This window comes from Providencia sp. Marseille-Q8014 (assembly GCF_965112055.1).
In genome coordinates, this window is the sequence record NZ_CBCOPT010000001.1 from 2,137,747 (window position 1) to 2,151,656 (window position 13,910).

Annotated in this window: 13 protein-coding genes; 9 read left to right on the forward strand and 4 right to left on the reverse strand. The window is 41.5% G+C overall.

Going from position 1 to position 13,910, the window contains the following annotated elements; all coding sequences use genetic code 11:
• Positions 1-192: 192 nt before the first annotated feature.
• Entirely contained in the window at positions 193-717 is a 525-nt protein-coding gene (gene sodC, locus ACWPW6_RS09380; protein ID WP_154624948.1) for a superoxide dismutase family protein, read from the forward strand.
• A 221-nt stretch (positions 718-938) separates the two neighbouring features.
• On the opposite strand, the gene ACWPW6_RS09385 is transcribed toward sodC, so the two are convergent.
• Complete coding sequence (locus ACWPW6_RS09385; RefSeq protein ID WP_247047253.1) at positions 939-2,972, reverse strand: M13 family metallopeptidase; 2,034 nt, start codon at positions 2,970-2,972, stop codon at positions 939-941.
• 322 nt (positions 2,973-3,294) lie between these two features.
• Here ACWPW6_RS09385 and cysB point away from each other — a divergent pair, with 322 nt between their 5' ends.
• The 3 genes from cysB (at position 3,295) to ACWPW6_RS09400 (ending at position 8,029) form a co-directional block, all read left to right on the forward strand.
• Positions 3,295-4,269: an HTH-type transcriptional regulator CysB gene (gene cysB, locus ACWPW6_RS09390; protein WP_154624593.1), complete on the forward strand. Its 975-nt coding sequence runs from the start codon at positions 3,295-3,297 to the stop codon at positions 4,267-4,269.
• A 304-nt stretch (positions 4,270-4,573) separates the two neighbouring features.
• Entirely contained in the window at positions 4,574-7,246 is a 2,673-nt protein-coding gene (gene acnA / locus ACWPW6_RS09395) for an aconitate hydratase AcnA (protein WP_154624594.1), read from the forward strand.
• Positions 7,247-7,564: 318 nt separating this feature from the next.
• Entirely contained in the window at positions 7,565-8,029 is a 465-nt protein-coding gene (locus tag ACWPW6_RS09400; protein ID WP_250000445.1) for a hypothetical protein, read from the forward strand.
• 48 nt (positions 8,030-8,077) lie between these two features.
• Here ACWPW6_RS09400 and hemB read toward each other — a convergent pair whose 3' ends face one another.
• Positions 8,078-9,061, reverse strand: a complete 984-nt coding sequence (gene hemB, locus ACWPW6_RS09405; RefSeq protein ID WP_250000447.1) for a porphobilinogen synthase — start codon at positions 9,059-9,061, stop codon at positions 8,078-8,080.
• Positions 9,062-9,253: 192 nt separating this feature from the next.
• Positions 9,254-9,850 carry a GTP cyclohydrolase II gene (gene ribA / locus ACWPW6_RS09410; protein WP_154624607.1) on the reverse strand — a complete coding sequence of 199 codons (597 nt, stop codon included), beginning with the start codon at positions 9,848-9,850 and terminating at the stop codon, positions 9,254-9,256.
• A 203-nt stretch (positions 9,851-10,053) separates the two neighbouring features.
• Between ribA and pgpB the strand changes: the two genes are divergently transcribed.
• From pgpB to yciH, 5 genes are all read left to right on the forward strand, one after another.
• Entirely contained in the window at positions 10,054-10,758 is a 705-nt protein-coding gene (pgpB, locus tag ACWPW6_RS09415) for a phosphatidylglycerophosphatase B (protein ID WP_250000448.1), read from the forward strand.
• Between the two features lie 154 nt (positions 10,759-10,912).
• Positions 10,913-11,230, forward strand: a complete 318-nt coding sequence (locus ACWPW6_RS09420) for a LapA family protein (protein WP_163861572.1) — start codon at positions 10,913-10,915, stop codon at positions 11,228-11,230.
• Between the two features lie 6 nt (positions 11,231-11,236).
• Complete coding sequence (gene lapB / locus ACWPW6_RS09425; RefSeq protein WP_250000450.1) at positions 11,237-12,406, forward strand: lipopolysaccharide assembly protein LapB; 1,170 nt, start codon at positions 11,237-11,239, stop codon at positions 12,404-12,406.
• A 41-nt stretch (positions 12,407-12,447) separates the two neighbouring features.
• Entirely contained in the window at positions 12,448-13,179 is a 732-nt protein-coding gene (gene pyrF / locus ACWPW6_RS09430) for an orotidine-5'-phosphate decarboxylase (protein WP_154624598.1), read from the forward strand.
• A 2-nt stretch (positions 13,180-13,181) separates the two neighbouring features.
• On the forward strand, positions 13,182-13,508 hold the full coding sequence (gene yciH, locus ACWPW6_RS09435) for a stress response translation initiation inhibitor YciH (RefSeq protein WP_154624599.1): 327 nt from the start codon (positions 13,182-13,184) through the stop codon (positions 13,506-13,508).
• A 40-nt stretch (positions 13,509-13,548) separates the two neighbouring features.
• Here the strand turns inward: yciH and osmB are convergent, their stop codons facing one another.
• The gene (gene osmB / locus ACWPW6_RS09440) at positions 13,549-13,767 is read right to left on the reverse strand and encodes an osmotically-inducible lipoprotein OsmB (protein WP_154624600.1); all 219 of its coding nucleotides are present in this window, start codon (positions 13,765-13,767) and stop codon (positions 13,549-13,551) included.
• Between the last annotated feature and the right edge of the window lie 143 nt (positions 13,768-13,910).

The following is a 13,910-nucleotide window of genomic DNA, read 5'->3' on the forward strand; positions in this document are numbered from 1 at the left end:
ATGCGTATATTTAGGTTAAGTGTTGATTTATGTGGCTAACCGCAAAGCAATATGATGCGGGTTTGCTATGCTGATAAATAGCGAATATCAATAGTTATCAGTTTATTGATATTTATCCGCTTTTTAGCAACAAACGCAATAATCAATGTAACGATATAAACGTATAAAAATAGACCCACGACTGGAGGTAGAATGAAATTCAAAATGTGTTTACTCGCTGGTTTACTCACCGCTTTTGCAGCTAACGCAGCGGAAAAAACAGTAGTCTTGAAAGAAGCAACTCCACAAGGTGAAGGTAAAGCCATTGGTGAGGTTGTTATTTCCGAAACGGATTATGGGTTACTGTTCTCACCAAAATTAACAGGCCTACAAGGCGGGGTTCATGGCTTCCATATTCATGAAAACCCAAGCTGTGAAGCTGGCGAAAAAGAAGGTAAAACAGTGCCTGCATTAAAAGCGGGTGGGCATATGGATCCAGCAAAAACCGGCGTTCACAAAGGCCCTTATGATAAAACAGGTCACTTAGGTGATTTACCTGGTCTAGTTGTTGATGCTAAAGGTAATGCGGACTATGCCGTATTAGCGCCACGCTTAAAAACACTCAAAGACGTTGAAAACCGTGCTCTAATGGTGCACGTTGGCGGGGATAATTACTCAGACCATCCGGAAGCGCTAGGGGGTGGTGGTGCTCGTATGGCGTGCGGTGTTATTAAATAATACGGTATATAAATACAGTCATTAGGGAAAGCCTACCAAAAATCAATCTTACTATGAGGCTCTGAGTTATTCAGGGCCTTTAATTTATTGAAAATAAATAATTTATTTTTATTAAGAGAAGGTTGATGCTGAATTCATGGGTAACTGTATAAATATACAGTTACCTGTATTTGTCAGAACTAACAAAGGCACTCATTGCTAGCGCCTTTGTTAATGGTTAATTACCAAATACGGATACGCTGTTCTGGCTCAAGATATAATTTGTTATCTTTATCAACAGAGAATGTTTGATACCATTCATCCATATTTCGTACGACACCATTCGCTCTGAATTGGTTTGGGCTATGCGGGTCGGTTAAGATTTTGTTTCGTTCAGATTCTTTATTTGACAGTTCTTGCCAAGTTCTTGCCCAAGAAATGAAGAAACGTTGTAATCCCGTTGTGCCATCAATAATAGGTGCTTCACCATTTGGGTAATTCTCTTTGACGAATTGCTTATACGCGCTCAGTGCGATATTAAGGCCGCCCAAATCACCAATATTTTCCCCTAATGTGAGTTGACCATTTACTTTTTGGCCATCGACACGAAAGCCATCATATTGCTCAACTAATTTATCAGTTTTCTGCTTGAAGTGTTGTTTTGAAGCATCACTCCACCAGTTACGAAGTTGCCCTGTACCATCATATAAGCTTCCTTGATCATCGAACCCATGGCCCATTTCATGGCCGATGACAGCGCCAATAGCGCCGTAGTTATAAGCAGGGTCAACATTAGGGTCAAAGAATGGCGCCTGCAAAATTGCGGCAGGGAATACAATCTCATTTTGAACAGGATTAAAATACGCATTAATGGTTTGAGGTGTCATTCCCCATTCCCATTGACGAACCGGTTGTCCTATTTTGCTCATGTTATCCTGATAGGACCAATTCAAGACTTGCTTATAGTTATCCAATAAAGTATCAGGCTTTAAATTAATGCTACTAAAATCATTCCACTTATCAGGGTAGCCTACTTTAACGGTAAATTGTTCAAGCTTTTTGAGCGCTTCTTCACGCGTTGGGTTATCCATCCAGTCATTATCTTTTAAGCGTGAATTGAAAGTGCCTCTAATATAACTCACCAGCTCAGTAATTTTAGCTTTTGATTCAGGGTCGAAATATTTCTCGACATAAATCTGGCCCATCGGCTCGCCTTGTAAACGGTTTACTGTTTCAAGAGCACGTTCTTTGCGGGATCTTTGTTTTTCAATACCATTCAATTTACGTGAATAAAAATCAAATCTAGCGTCAGAATAATCACGGTTTAAATAGGGGGCTTGGTCGCTTAAATAATGAAAACGCAGATAGTCTTGAAGTGTCGAGACGGGGGTATCAGCATAGATTTTTGCTAACTGTTTTACAGCACTATCATTTTCCACAATGACCTTATTCAATTGTTTGTTTGAAAGTTGCCATTGATTTATGAAGTTATCCCACTCAAATCCTTCAGTGAAATTTTTCATTTCATCGAGCGTCATGGGATGATAATTTTTGATCGTATCGCGACGTGCTTCTGGGCTCCAATGTACCTGAGCCATGGATTTTTCTAGAGCAAAAATTTGCTGAGCTTTCTGCTCAACCTCTTTTTCACCCGCTAAGTTTAAGATTGTTGCGATATAAGCAATATAGTTTTTGCGAATATCTTCCATCTGAGGGGTGTCGTCGAGATAATAATTACGATTCGGTAAGCCTAAACCGCCTTGACCAAGGTATAAAACATAAGTATCAGGTTGTTTGGCATCAAGGTCGACCCAATAAGAAATAAATGGCGTATAAGCAGGTAATGCCATCAATTTGCTAATATCATTATGGTTTTTCGCATGGCTAATGGCATCTAACTCTTCCTTAAGAGGCGCAATGCCAGTTTTTTCGATGGCCTCTTCATTAAGGTAGCTAGCATACAAGTTACGAATATTTGTTTGATTATGATTGAGCGTGTTGGCCGGCGCGTTTTGAAGTTGGTCGATAATACTTTGTAGCTGCTTTTCTGTGGTTAGGTATAGCTCAACAAACGAGTTGATGCGTGGCATACCGGTAGGGATCTTTGCCTTACTGATCCAATCCTGATTCACGTAGCGATAAAAATCATCACCAGAAGCGATGTTGTCTGATAAAACAATCTTTTGATTTCCATAGGAAATTTCTTTGGCATACAGCTGAGGGGCCATGGCGATAGTCGACATACTGATAATGAGCGCCAAAATGTTTTTCTGCATGTAACGTCCTCTCTTCGTTGAGAATTTTGATTTCCATTACTAAGGCTAAAGTGGATTTACCCATCTTACAAAGTTGCTTATCTCCTATTCAATCATAGTTTACGAAAATTGGGTCATAACTTTGCATTTCCTTACTAGTTAACTGTATAAATAGTTTTATATTTAAATTAACTTATGTGGAATTTCATCATCTGGCTATTCACAGTCTGCATTATGGTGTTATATTAGTTATATTAAATATCATATATATAGCTTTTAATTATAAGTAATAATTTTTAGCTATAGCTAAATTCTGACACGCTCTGTAGAGGTGAACCTAAAAATGAAATTACAGCAATTACGCTATATTGTTGAAGTGGTTAATCATGACTTGAATGTCTCTTCAACTGCTGAAGGGCTATTTACCTCACAGCCAGGCATCAGTAAACAAGTTCGCATGCTAGAAGATGAGCTAGGTATTCAAATCTTTGCTCGCAGTGGTAAACATCTCACTCATGTTACACCCGCCGGTGAAGAGGTGATCCGTATTTCTCGTGAGGTTTTGTCAAAAATAGAGGCCATTCGCTCGGTTGCAGGGGAGCATACATATCCAGATAAAGGCACCTTGCATATTGCGACAACGCATACCCAAGCACGCTATGCATTACCGCCGGTCATAAAAGGTTTTATCGAGCGTTATCCACATGTTTCATTGCACATGCAGCAAGGTTCGCCGACCCAAATTGCTGAAGAAGTCTGTAAGGGAAATAGTGACTTTGCAATAGCAACAGAAGCGCTGCATCTCTATAGTGATTTGATCATGCTTCCTTGTTATCACTGGAATCGCTGTGTTGTGGTGAAAAAAGATCACCCGTTAGCGGAGAAGAAAAATGTCACGATTGAGGATGTAGCACAATACCAGATAGTGACTTATACCCACGGTTTTACAGGGCGTTCTGAATTAGATATTGCTTTTCAAAAGGCAAATCTTGAGCCTAAAATTATTTTTACGGCAACAGATGCGGACGTTATTAAAACCTATGTTCGTCTTGGGTTAGGGATTGGTATCATTGCGAGTATGGCGGTGAACCCTGAGTTGGATAGTGATCTCGTTGTGATTGATATGCGGGATAAATTTAGCTATAGCACAACGAAAATAGGCTTTAAGCGAACCAGCTTTTTGCGTAGTTATATGTATGACTTTATTTGGCGTTTTGCCCCTCATCTTACTCGGGATGTTGTGGATAAGGCGATTGCACTTCGTAACAATGAAGATATTGAAGAGATGTTTAAAGACATTAAATTGCCTATCGTGTAATGACACCTTTCAACCCCTTTCTTTACCTTATGTCGCCTGTTTTTATGCGCGACATAAGGTTTCTATTTAAGTCATTTAATGATTGCTCATAAGACGAGCGAATTTCTCATATTATATTTCGATACCTATTTTTCTTAAATTTTTTTGTGTTTTTTGATGAAAAGCACAGAGAATTTAAGGATTTGACACAAAATCCATAAAGTAAATATTTTCAGCAACTATAATTACAAGTAATTAACAAAACATTGTGAATTTGTTAGGCAAGTAAGATGACCCATAATCATCATAAAACCAAGGAGGAGTTATGTCGTTGAGTCTAAAAACACAGAGTGCATCAACACTCAGTGTCGGAAGCAAGCTCTATAATTACTTCAGTTTGCCGATTGCTACTAAACAACTCGGTGATGCTACTAAGCTACCCAAATCCCTCAAAGTCCTACTTGAAAACCTGTTGCGTAATATTGATGGCAAATCAGTGGTCGAAGCTGATTTGCAAGCGATCATCGATTGGCAAAAAACGGGGCATGCTGAGAGAGAAATAGCTTATCGACCCGCTAGGGTACTGATGCAAGACTTTACAGGGGTACCGGCGGTTGTTGATTTGGCTGCGATGCGTGAAGCGGTGAAATCGTTAGGTGGTAATGTTAATCAAGTCAATCCGTTGTCTCCGGTGGATCTTGTTATTGACCACTCGGTGATGGTTGATGAATTTGCGACCGACAAAGCATTTGATGATAACGTTGAAATTGAAATGAAGCGCAACCATGAACGTTATCTCTTTTTGCGTTGGGGACAAAAAGCGTTTAACCGCTTTAGAGTCGTTCCACCGGGTACTGGTATTTGCCACCAAGTGAATTTAGAGTACCTCGGTAAAGCAGTGTGGTATGAAGAAATTGATGGTCAATTATATGCCTACCCAGATACTTTAGTGGGTACCGATTCACATACAACCATGATCAATGGCCTTGGTGTATTAGGCTGGGGGGTTGGGGGAATTGAGGCTGAGGCCGCTATGCTCGGTCAACCCGTCTCAATGCTCATCCCTGATGTTGTCGGGTTTAAACTGACAGGCAAATTACGTGAAGGTATTACTGCAACGGACTTAGTTTTAACGGTCACACAAATGCTACGTAAGCATGGTGTGGTTGGTAAGTTTGTTGAGTTTTATGGTGATGGCCTTGCGGATTTACCATTGGCGGATAGGGCAACGATCGCGAACATGTCGCCAGAATACGGTGCGACTTGTGGTTTCTTCCCTGTTGATAATGTCACATTAGAGTATATGAAGCTAACAGGACGCAGTGATGATGAAATTGCGTTGGTGGAAGCTTATTCTAAAGAGCAAGGTTTATGGCGTCATGCCGGTGATGAACCGATCTTTACGAGCACCTTAGAGCTTGATATGTCGACAGTGGAATCCAGTTTAGCAGGGCCTAAGCGTCCACAAGATCGCGTCGAACTGAGCCAAGTACCAAAAGCGTTTCAAGCCGCTGTCGAATTGGAACTGAATAAAAAAGATAAAGCGGCACATCCAACGGTAAATTATCAAGGACAAACCTTTGACATGACCGATGGTGCTGTTGTCATTGCGGCAATAACATCTTGTACAAATACCTCAAACCCAAGTGTCCTAATGGCTGCTGGGCTATTAGCAAAAAAAGCAGTAGAAAAAGGCTTAACGCGTCAACCTTGGGTTAAATCTTCTTTAGCGCCGGGTTCTAAAGTGGTTACCGACTATTTAGCTTTAGCCGGTTTGACGCCGTATTTAGACAAATTAGGCTTTAATCTTGTGGGTTATGGTTGTACAACTTGTATCGGTAACTCAGGTCCATTACCAGAACCGATTGAACAAGCGATCAAAGAGAGCGATTTGACCGTAGGGGCGGTATTATCTGGAAACCGCAACTTTGAAGGGCGGATCCATCCTTTAGTCAAAACCAATTGGCTTGCGTCACCACCGCTGGTGGTTGCCTATGCACTCGCGGGCAACATGAATATCAATGTCAAAACAGACCCGCTAGGTAAAGACCATCAAGGTAATGATGTCTACCTGAAAGATATTTGGCCATCAAGCGCTGAAATTGCCCAAGCGGTTGAAAAAGTGAAAACAGAAATGTTCCGTAAAGAATACAGTGCTGTTTTTGATGGAGACGAAGCATGGCAAGCATTACAGGTTGAAAGCTCCTCTACTTATCACTGGCAGGAGGATTCTACCTATATCCGTCATCCACCTTTCTTTGAAGGTATGAAGGCGGAACCAGAAGTTGTTCAGGATATCCATGGAGCGCATATTCTGGCCATATTAGGCGATTCAGTCACAACGGACCATATTTCTCCAGCAGGGAATATTAAGGTAGATAGTCCAGCGGGACGCTACTTGCAGGAACATGGTGTGGCTGTCGCTGATTTTAACTCCTACGGTTCTCGCCGTGGTAACCATGAAGTGATGATGCGTGGTACGTTTGCAAATATTCGTATTCGTAATGAAATGGTGCCAGGGGTTGAAGGTGGCTATACAAAACATATTCCAACAGGCAAACAAATGGCAATTTATGATGCCGCCATGCTGTACCAAAAAGAAAAATTGCCTTTAGCCATCATTGCCGGTAAGGAATATGGTTCTGGTTCGAGTCGAGATTGGGCAGCAAAAGGCACTAATTTGCTGGGTGTTCGCGTGGTGATTGCAGAATCTTATGAGCGTATTCACCGTTCTAACCTCATTGGTATGGGGGTTATTCCTCTGGAATTCCCACAAGGCACCACGCGTAAAACGCTGGGGCTTAAAGGTGATGAGCGTATAGATGTTGAGTACTTGCAATCCATTGAGCCGGGTCAACATATCGTGGTGAAAATCACCTATGGAGATGGGCAGGTGAAAGAAATCGCCACACGTTGCCGCATTGATACAGCCACCGAGATGGAATATTACCGAAATGGCGGTATCTTGCATTATGTGATCCGTCAAATGCTGCACTAATTTTTGGCATTTGTTAGTTAAAAACGCCCATATGTATTTTTACAATGGGCGTTTTTTATTGTTATTTCGCAATATAATGCGATTAACTTCAGGTTATGATGATGTTGCTGTTAGGCTCTATGAATGGATGTACAGAGTGTTTTTTGGGTGGCGAAATACATTTTGCGGTCGGTAAGGGGGGAATAACTGCTCACAGGGGGATAAAAATGCGTAAGGAGTGGGGACGTATTTTTAAATCGGCGGATACAAATAGCGTATATTGATATTCGATAAGATATAAACGGGCTAATGAAATGATCTAACGTAAAGGAAAAAGATATGGCAGATATTAATGCAACGGATTTTTACAAAGGTGCACTTTGGGCTGCAGATATTCTCGTCTCTACCTCGTCAAGTTCGTCAAGTCATCATTATCAAAATGAAGTTCGAGATATTCTTGAACATATTCCAAATTTATATTCCATTGTGATGCAAACACCCGAAACTGAAGTTTGTGATCTCCGTTTATTGGTAGATAAAGAATTCCCATTAGGTCGTCATGCGGATTATGTCGCAATAGATATAGTCCCCTTATCTCAAAACAACGATATTGTGGCCATGCCAGAAAAAGTAGCCAATTTGGATGAAATGCCTCACTCAAGGGCGGATATCGCCTGCTGGGGAGTGGCTGCAAAGACTGCCGATGAAAAGCAAAAATTGTTGATTACAGGCCTACATGACCCAAGTGTTGCGCAAAGTTATGCCCTACGATTAACAGAACAACTTAACAGGCAAAAAGGGTAAATGAAAATGCCCGTTAATGAATGCATTAACGGGCACTGTAGACAATCATTAGAAGGACAGAATTTTGTCTTCAGCGAGTTGAAGTGCAAAATAGGTGAAAATCATATCAGCACCAGCGCGTTTGATCGCGCCTAAAGTTTCAAGCGTCACGCGAGTTTCGTCGATCGCTCCCGCCATTGCAGCAAATTTAATTTGTGCATATTCGCCACTAACCTGATAAGCGCCAATCGGCAATTCAGTACGTTCGCGTAGGTCACGAATGATATCTAAATAAGCTCCCGCGGGTTTAACCATTAGTGCATCAGCGCCTTCTTGAACATCAATCAATGATTCATGAATGGCTTCGCGGCGGTTCATCGGATTCATTTGATAGGTTTTTCTGTCACCTTTCAAACAAGAGCCTGCCGCATCTCTAAATGGACCATAGAGCGCTGACGCAAATTTTGTGGAGTAAGACATGATTGCGGTGTCTGTAAAACCCGCTGCATCTAGAGCGTGGCGAATGGCTGCAACTTGTCCATCCATTGCAGCTGAAGGGGCGATAAAGTCCGCACCTGCTCGAGCAGCGGCCACTGCTTGCAAACCTAAGTTATGGATTGTGGCATCATTATCAACAATGTCACCCTGCATAACACCACAATGACCATGTGATGTATATTCACAGAAACAAGTATCTGACATCACAATCATTTCGGGGACGGTATCTTTACATATGCGTGACATACGTGCGACTAAACCATTTTCTTGCCACGCATCGCTACCCGTTTCATCCAAATGATGAGAAACGCCAAATGTCATCACAGATTTAATGCCTGCTTTGGCAATACGTTCTATTTCAAAGGCTAAACGTTTTTCAGGGATACGTACAACGCCAGGCATACTGTCGATTTGTTTATAATCGTCAATACCTTCTTCAACAAAGATAGGTAGACACAGGTCATTAAGGGAAAGATGCGTTTCTTGGAAAAGGTCACGCATTTTTTCAGTTTTGCGTAATCTTCTCATACGTTGGATAGAATGCAGGTTATTCACCGTAGCTCCTTATTATCAGAGAAATAAATTTAAGTCGTTAAATTTATTTTTCGAGATCATTGATGGGTAACAGTATAAACCTTATAGAGTGAAAGTGAATATATCAGAGAGGGAAAGTCATACAACCGATTGTTATTATTTTAATATTGGTAAAGGAAGAGCGCGATCATAAGCTCTTCCATTTTTGAAAAATTATTGATGCTTAAATAGCATATGCCCCATTTTCTCAGCTTTTATATCTAAGTAATGAGCATTGCTTGGATTACGGCCAACAATTAAAGGAACACGTTCAACAACATTAATGCCGGCTTCACGCATAATATTAATTTTTTTAGGATTATTGGTTAATAAGCGGACTTCGTTAATACCCAATAATTTATACATGTCAGAGCACAGTGTAAAATCGCGCTCATCCGCTTTAAAACCTAATTTAAGATTCGCTTCGACGGTATCTAAGCCTTGATCCTGTAATGCATAGGCACGAATTTTATTGAGTAGGCCAATATTGCGACCTTCTTGGCGATGATAAAGTAGCACTCCACGGCCTTCTTTACTAATCTGAGAAAGTGCTGCTTCTAATTGGAAACCGCAATCACAGCGTAAGCTGAATAACGCATCACCCGTTAAGCATTCGGAGTGGATACGACTGAGCACTGGTTCCGGACCTGATATATCGCCAAAAATGAGAGCGACGTGGTCACGACCGGTTGCTATTTCCTCAAACCCGACCATTAAGAACTCGCCGAAAGGAGTGGGTAATTTGGCTTCGGCAACACGTATTAGCTGCATATTTTCATTCATTAGTTGAAATAACTCTTGCGTAATTAAGAACGTTAATCGATAGGGGATAATCTATCGATGCTATATGGTGTTTAGCATATAGAGAAGACTTTTATTTGCACACGGTCTCCTATTCATTACTATAACAGAGTTAATCACTTGTGAATCAAATTTTATTAATTCAAATACTCAACAGGCATAAATAGCATAAAATGAATAGATCAATATATCCCATCATCGCTTTTGCTGTTTTATTACTTATTCCGCCTACCGTACTGTGGATGAGCGGCTGGTATTGGCTGCCGTCATCGAAAGTAGAATCGATTAAATGGCTGTTTTGGTTAACCGAAACTGCGGGGCTCCCTTATAGCCTAATAACCTCAACCGTTTTACTCGCTCTGACTTTTTATGTTTGTAAGCTCAAATTAAAACACACCATTTTATGGGGGATCGTGATTATCTGTTGTATTCTTGCGGGACAAGGTATCAAAGGGATTGTTAAAAACAGTCTCCAAGAACCACGACCTTATGTGGTTTGGTTAGAAAAAGAGTATGGCATTTCGAATTCAGATTTTTATGAATTAAAAAGAAAACAACGGGCTGAGGTAATTAAACAGTTTGTTACAGAAAATGCTCAGGTTCCGTCATGGCAACGGAAACATTGGCAGGCTGAAACAGGGTATTCATTTCCATCAGGCCATGTTTTATTTGCCGCAGGTTGGGCGTTATTATTGATCGGGCTATTTTGGCAGCGTAGGCAATATCTACTTTCAGTGATAATTGCTGTGTGGGCTGAAGGGATTGTTTTGAGTCGATTGCTACTAGGAATGCATTGGCCAGTTGATGCTATTGCCTCCATTATCATTAGCGCGATTCTAGCCTTGGTGGCATGTGCTGTATTAAAAGAGCGAGCATAAGTCGCGAGTGATAGCACAAAAGTCGCTTAAATAAGCGCCATAAGGCATCAGCAAAGTCGGCGTATAAGATAAATTACTTTGTCTGAGTGCGCCAGAAATGCTACCTTATCAGGTAGATAATTTCATTTCATAAAAACGGATAACGGGAAAGAATGTGAAATATTTTCTGATATTATTACTAGCTGTTGTGATTTTTATCATTTCAATAACGCTAGGCTCAAGCAATAATCAGGTGATTACATTTAACTATCTGATTGCGCAGGGAGATTTTGCATTATCTTCGCTTTTGGCTTCGTTGTTTGGGGTCGGTTTTGTGCTCGGTTGGTTAGTTGCAGGGCTGTTTTATTTGCGTGCGGTGGTTAGCCTGAAAAATGCGCGCCGTAAAATCAAACGCCTTGAATCCCAACTGAGTGTGGATGATAAAACATTCTCTGATTCTACAGAAATTGTGGCTCAGAAGAACAAGGAATAAACTTGTATGTTTGAGCTGCTGTTTCTGTTGTTACCTGTCGCGGCTGCATACGGCTGGTATATGGGGCGTCGAAGCGCTCAACAAGACAAGCAGCAACATGCTAATCGCCTGTCACGAGACTATGTGACGGGTGTTAACTTTCTTTTGTCAAATCAGCAAGATAAAGCTGTTGACCTCTTTCTCGATATGTTGAAAGAGGATAGCTCCGCATTTGAAGCACATCTCACATTAGGTAATTTATTTCGCTCCCGAGGTGAGGTTGAACGAGCAATCCGAATTCATCAATCGCTTGTTGAAAGTGCATCATTATCTTTTGAACAACGTCTTTTAGCCACTCAGCAACTCGGCCGTGATTATATGGCGGCAGGGGTTTATGATCGCGCTGAAAATATGTTTCAGCAATTAACTGATGAGGTCGATTTTAAGCAAAATGCCTTGCAGTCATTACTCAGTATTTTCCAACTGACTAGTGAATGGAGTAAGGCTATCGAGATTGCCACCAAATTAGTTAAATTGGGTAATGAAGATCAACGTGAAAATATTGCGCATTTCTATTGTGAGCTAGCTAGCCAACATCTTAGCAGTGACGACCTTGATGGTGCATTAAGCTTACTCAATAAGGCAGAACAGGCCGATAAAACCTGTGCTCGTGTGTCGATTATGAAAGGGCGCATTTTTATTGAGCAAGGGCAGTATGACAAAGCCATTGCGGTCCTAAAACAAGTTTATGAACAAGACAGAGAGCTGGTGGCTGAAACCTTGCCTTTATTGCATGATTGCTACCAACAAACTGCGAATATCGAAGATTGGGAAACGTACTTACGTCAATGTGTTGCTGGCAATACGGGCGCAATTGCTGAACTTTACTTAGCCGATATTATTGTTGATAAACAGAATCATGAGGCTGCTGCAAGTTATATTAATGATCAGATTCAACGCCATCCCACCATGCGATTATTTTATCGCTTAATGGATTACCACCTACAAGAAGCGGAAGAAGGGCGAGCAAAAGAAAGCTTAATCCTGTTACGCAAAATGGTAGGTGAGCAAATTAGAACTAAACCCGATTACCGTTGCCACAAATGTGGTTTTACCTCACATTCGTTATATTGGCATTGCCCATCTTGCCGTTCATGGGACACAATCAAACCAATTCGTGGATTAGATGGACAGTGACAGTGTCACTTTTTACCAAATATGATTAAGGCTACAACTAAATGATTTCTTCAACAGAAAACCACGCTCGTGTATCTACTCACTCGCCAGTCATTGTTGCACTCGACTATGAAGATGTAGACGCTGCATTGGCGTTTGTTGACCTAATTGATCCCCGTGAATGCCGTTTGAAAGTCGGTAAAGAGATGTTTACCTTTAATGGCCCGCACTTTGTCAAGTCACTGCATCAACGAGGCTTTGAGGTTTTCCTTGATTTGAAATTCCACGATATCCCAAATACCGTTGCTCGTGCAGTCGCTGCGGCAGCAGAGATGGGGGTTTGGATGGTGAACGTTCATGCAGGTGGTGGCAGCCGTATGATGGAAGCCGCCCGAAAAGCATTAGAGCCTTATGGTAAAGAAGCGCCATTATTAACAGCAGTTACCGTTTTAACCAGTATGGATCAATCTGATTTGCTGGGGGTTGGTATTAATGCAACACCGGCAGAGCATGCTGAACGTTTGGCATTATTGACGAAAGAGTGTGGTTTAGATGGTGTCGTGTGTTCAGCGCACGAAGCAAAAAGATTGAAATCATTGTGTGGTCGTGATTTTAAATTAGTCACGCCAGGTATTCGCCCTGTAGGAAGTGATGTGGGTGACCAACGTCGTATCATGACGCCACAAGATGCATTACAAGCAGGGGTTGATTATATGGTGATTGGTCGGCCGATCACTCGTAGCGATAACCCTGCATTAGCATTACAGCAAATCAACCAATCGATTAAGGCTTGAGTATGAGTGATTCAAATAGTCGCCTAGTCTATAGCACTGAGAGTGGGCGAATAGAACAAGAGAAGCCTAAAATCCAACGGCCTAAAGGAGACGGTATTGTTAGGATCCGTCGTGAAACGGCTGGGCGTAAAGGTAAGGGCGTTTGTATTGTTACCGGACTTGACCTAGACGATGGCGAACTGGCAAAACTGGCTGCGGAATTGAAGAAAAAGTGCGGTTGTGGCGGCTCAGTAAAAGACGGTGATATTGAGATCCAAGGCGATAAACGCGACATAATCAAACAACTTTTAGAAGCAAAAGGCTATCACGTTAAGTTAGCGGGTGGCTGATCGTAGTACAGGCTAAGGGGAAAGCCCCTTAGCCATGAATTTATTTTCCGACTTGATGTCCAATAATCCCACCAACAGCAGCGCCACCAACAGTTCCTAGTGTGCTACCTCCCGTTAGGATTGCCCCACCTACGGCACCTACGCCAGCACCTACAGCGGTATTCTTGTCTCGTTTTGACATATTTGAGCATGCACTCAGGCTAATAGCGATAATAGTGGCTAAAGCGAATGTCGTAACGCGTTTACTTGTCGTGTTCATTTTAGTGACTCCGAGTTTTGTGGACGTAACCAAATTATCACAATCAGTAATTATACGAATCAGAATTATCGGGAATTAATATCTATAAAAAACGGAAATATAACTAAGTGTTGTAGACTAAATAAGACGGCAATAAAACAATA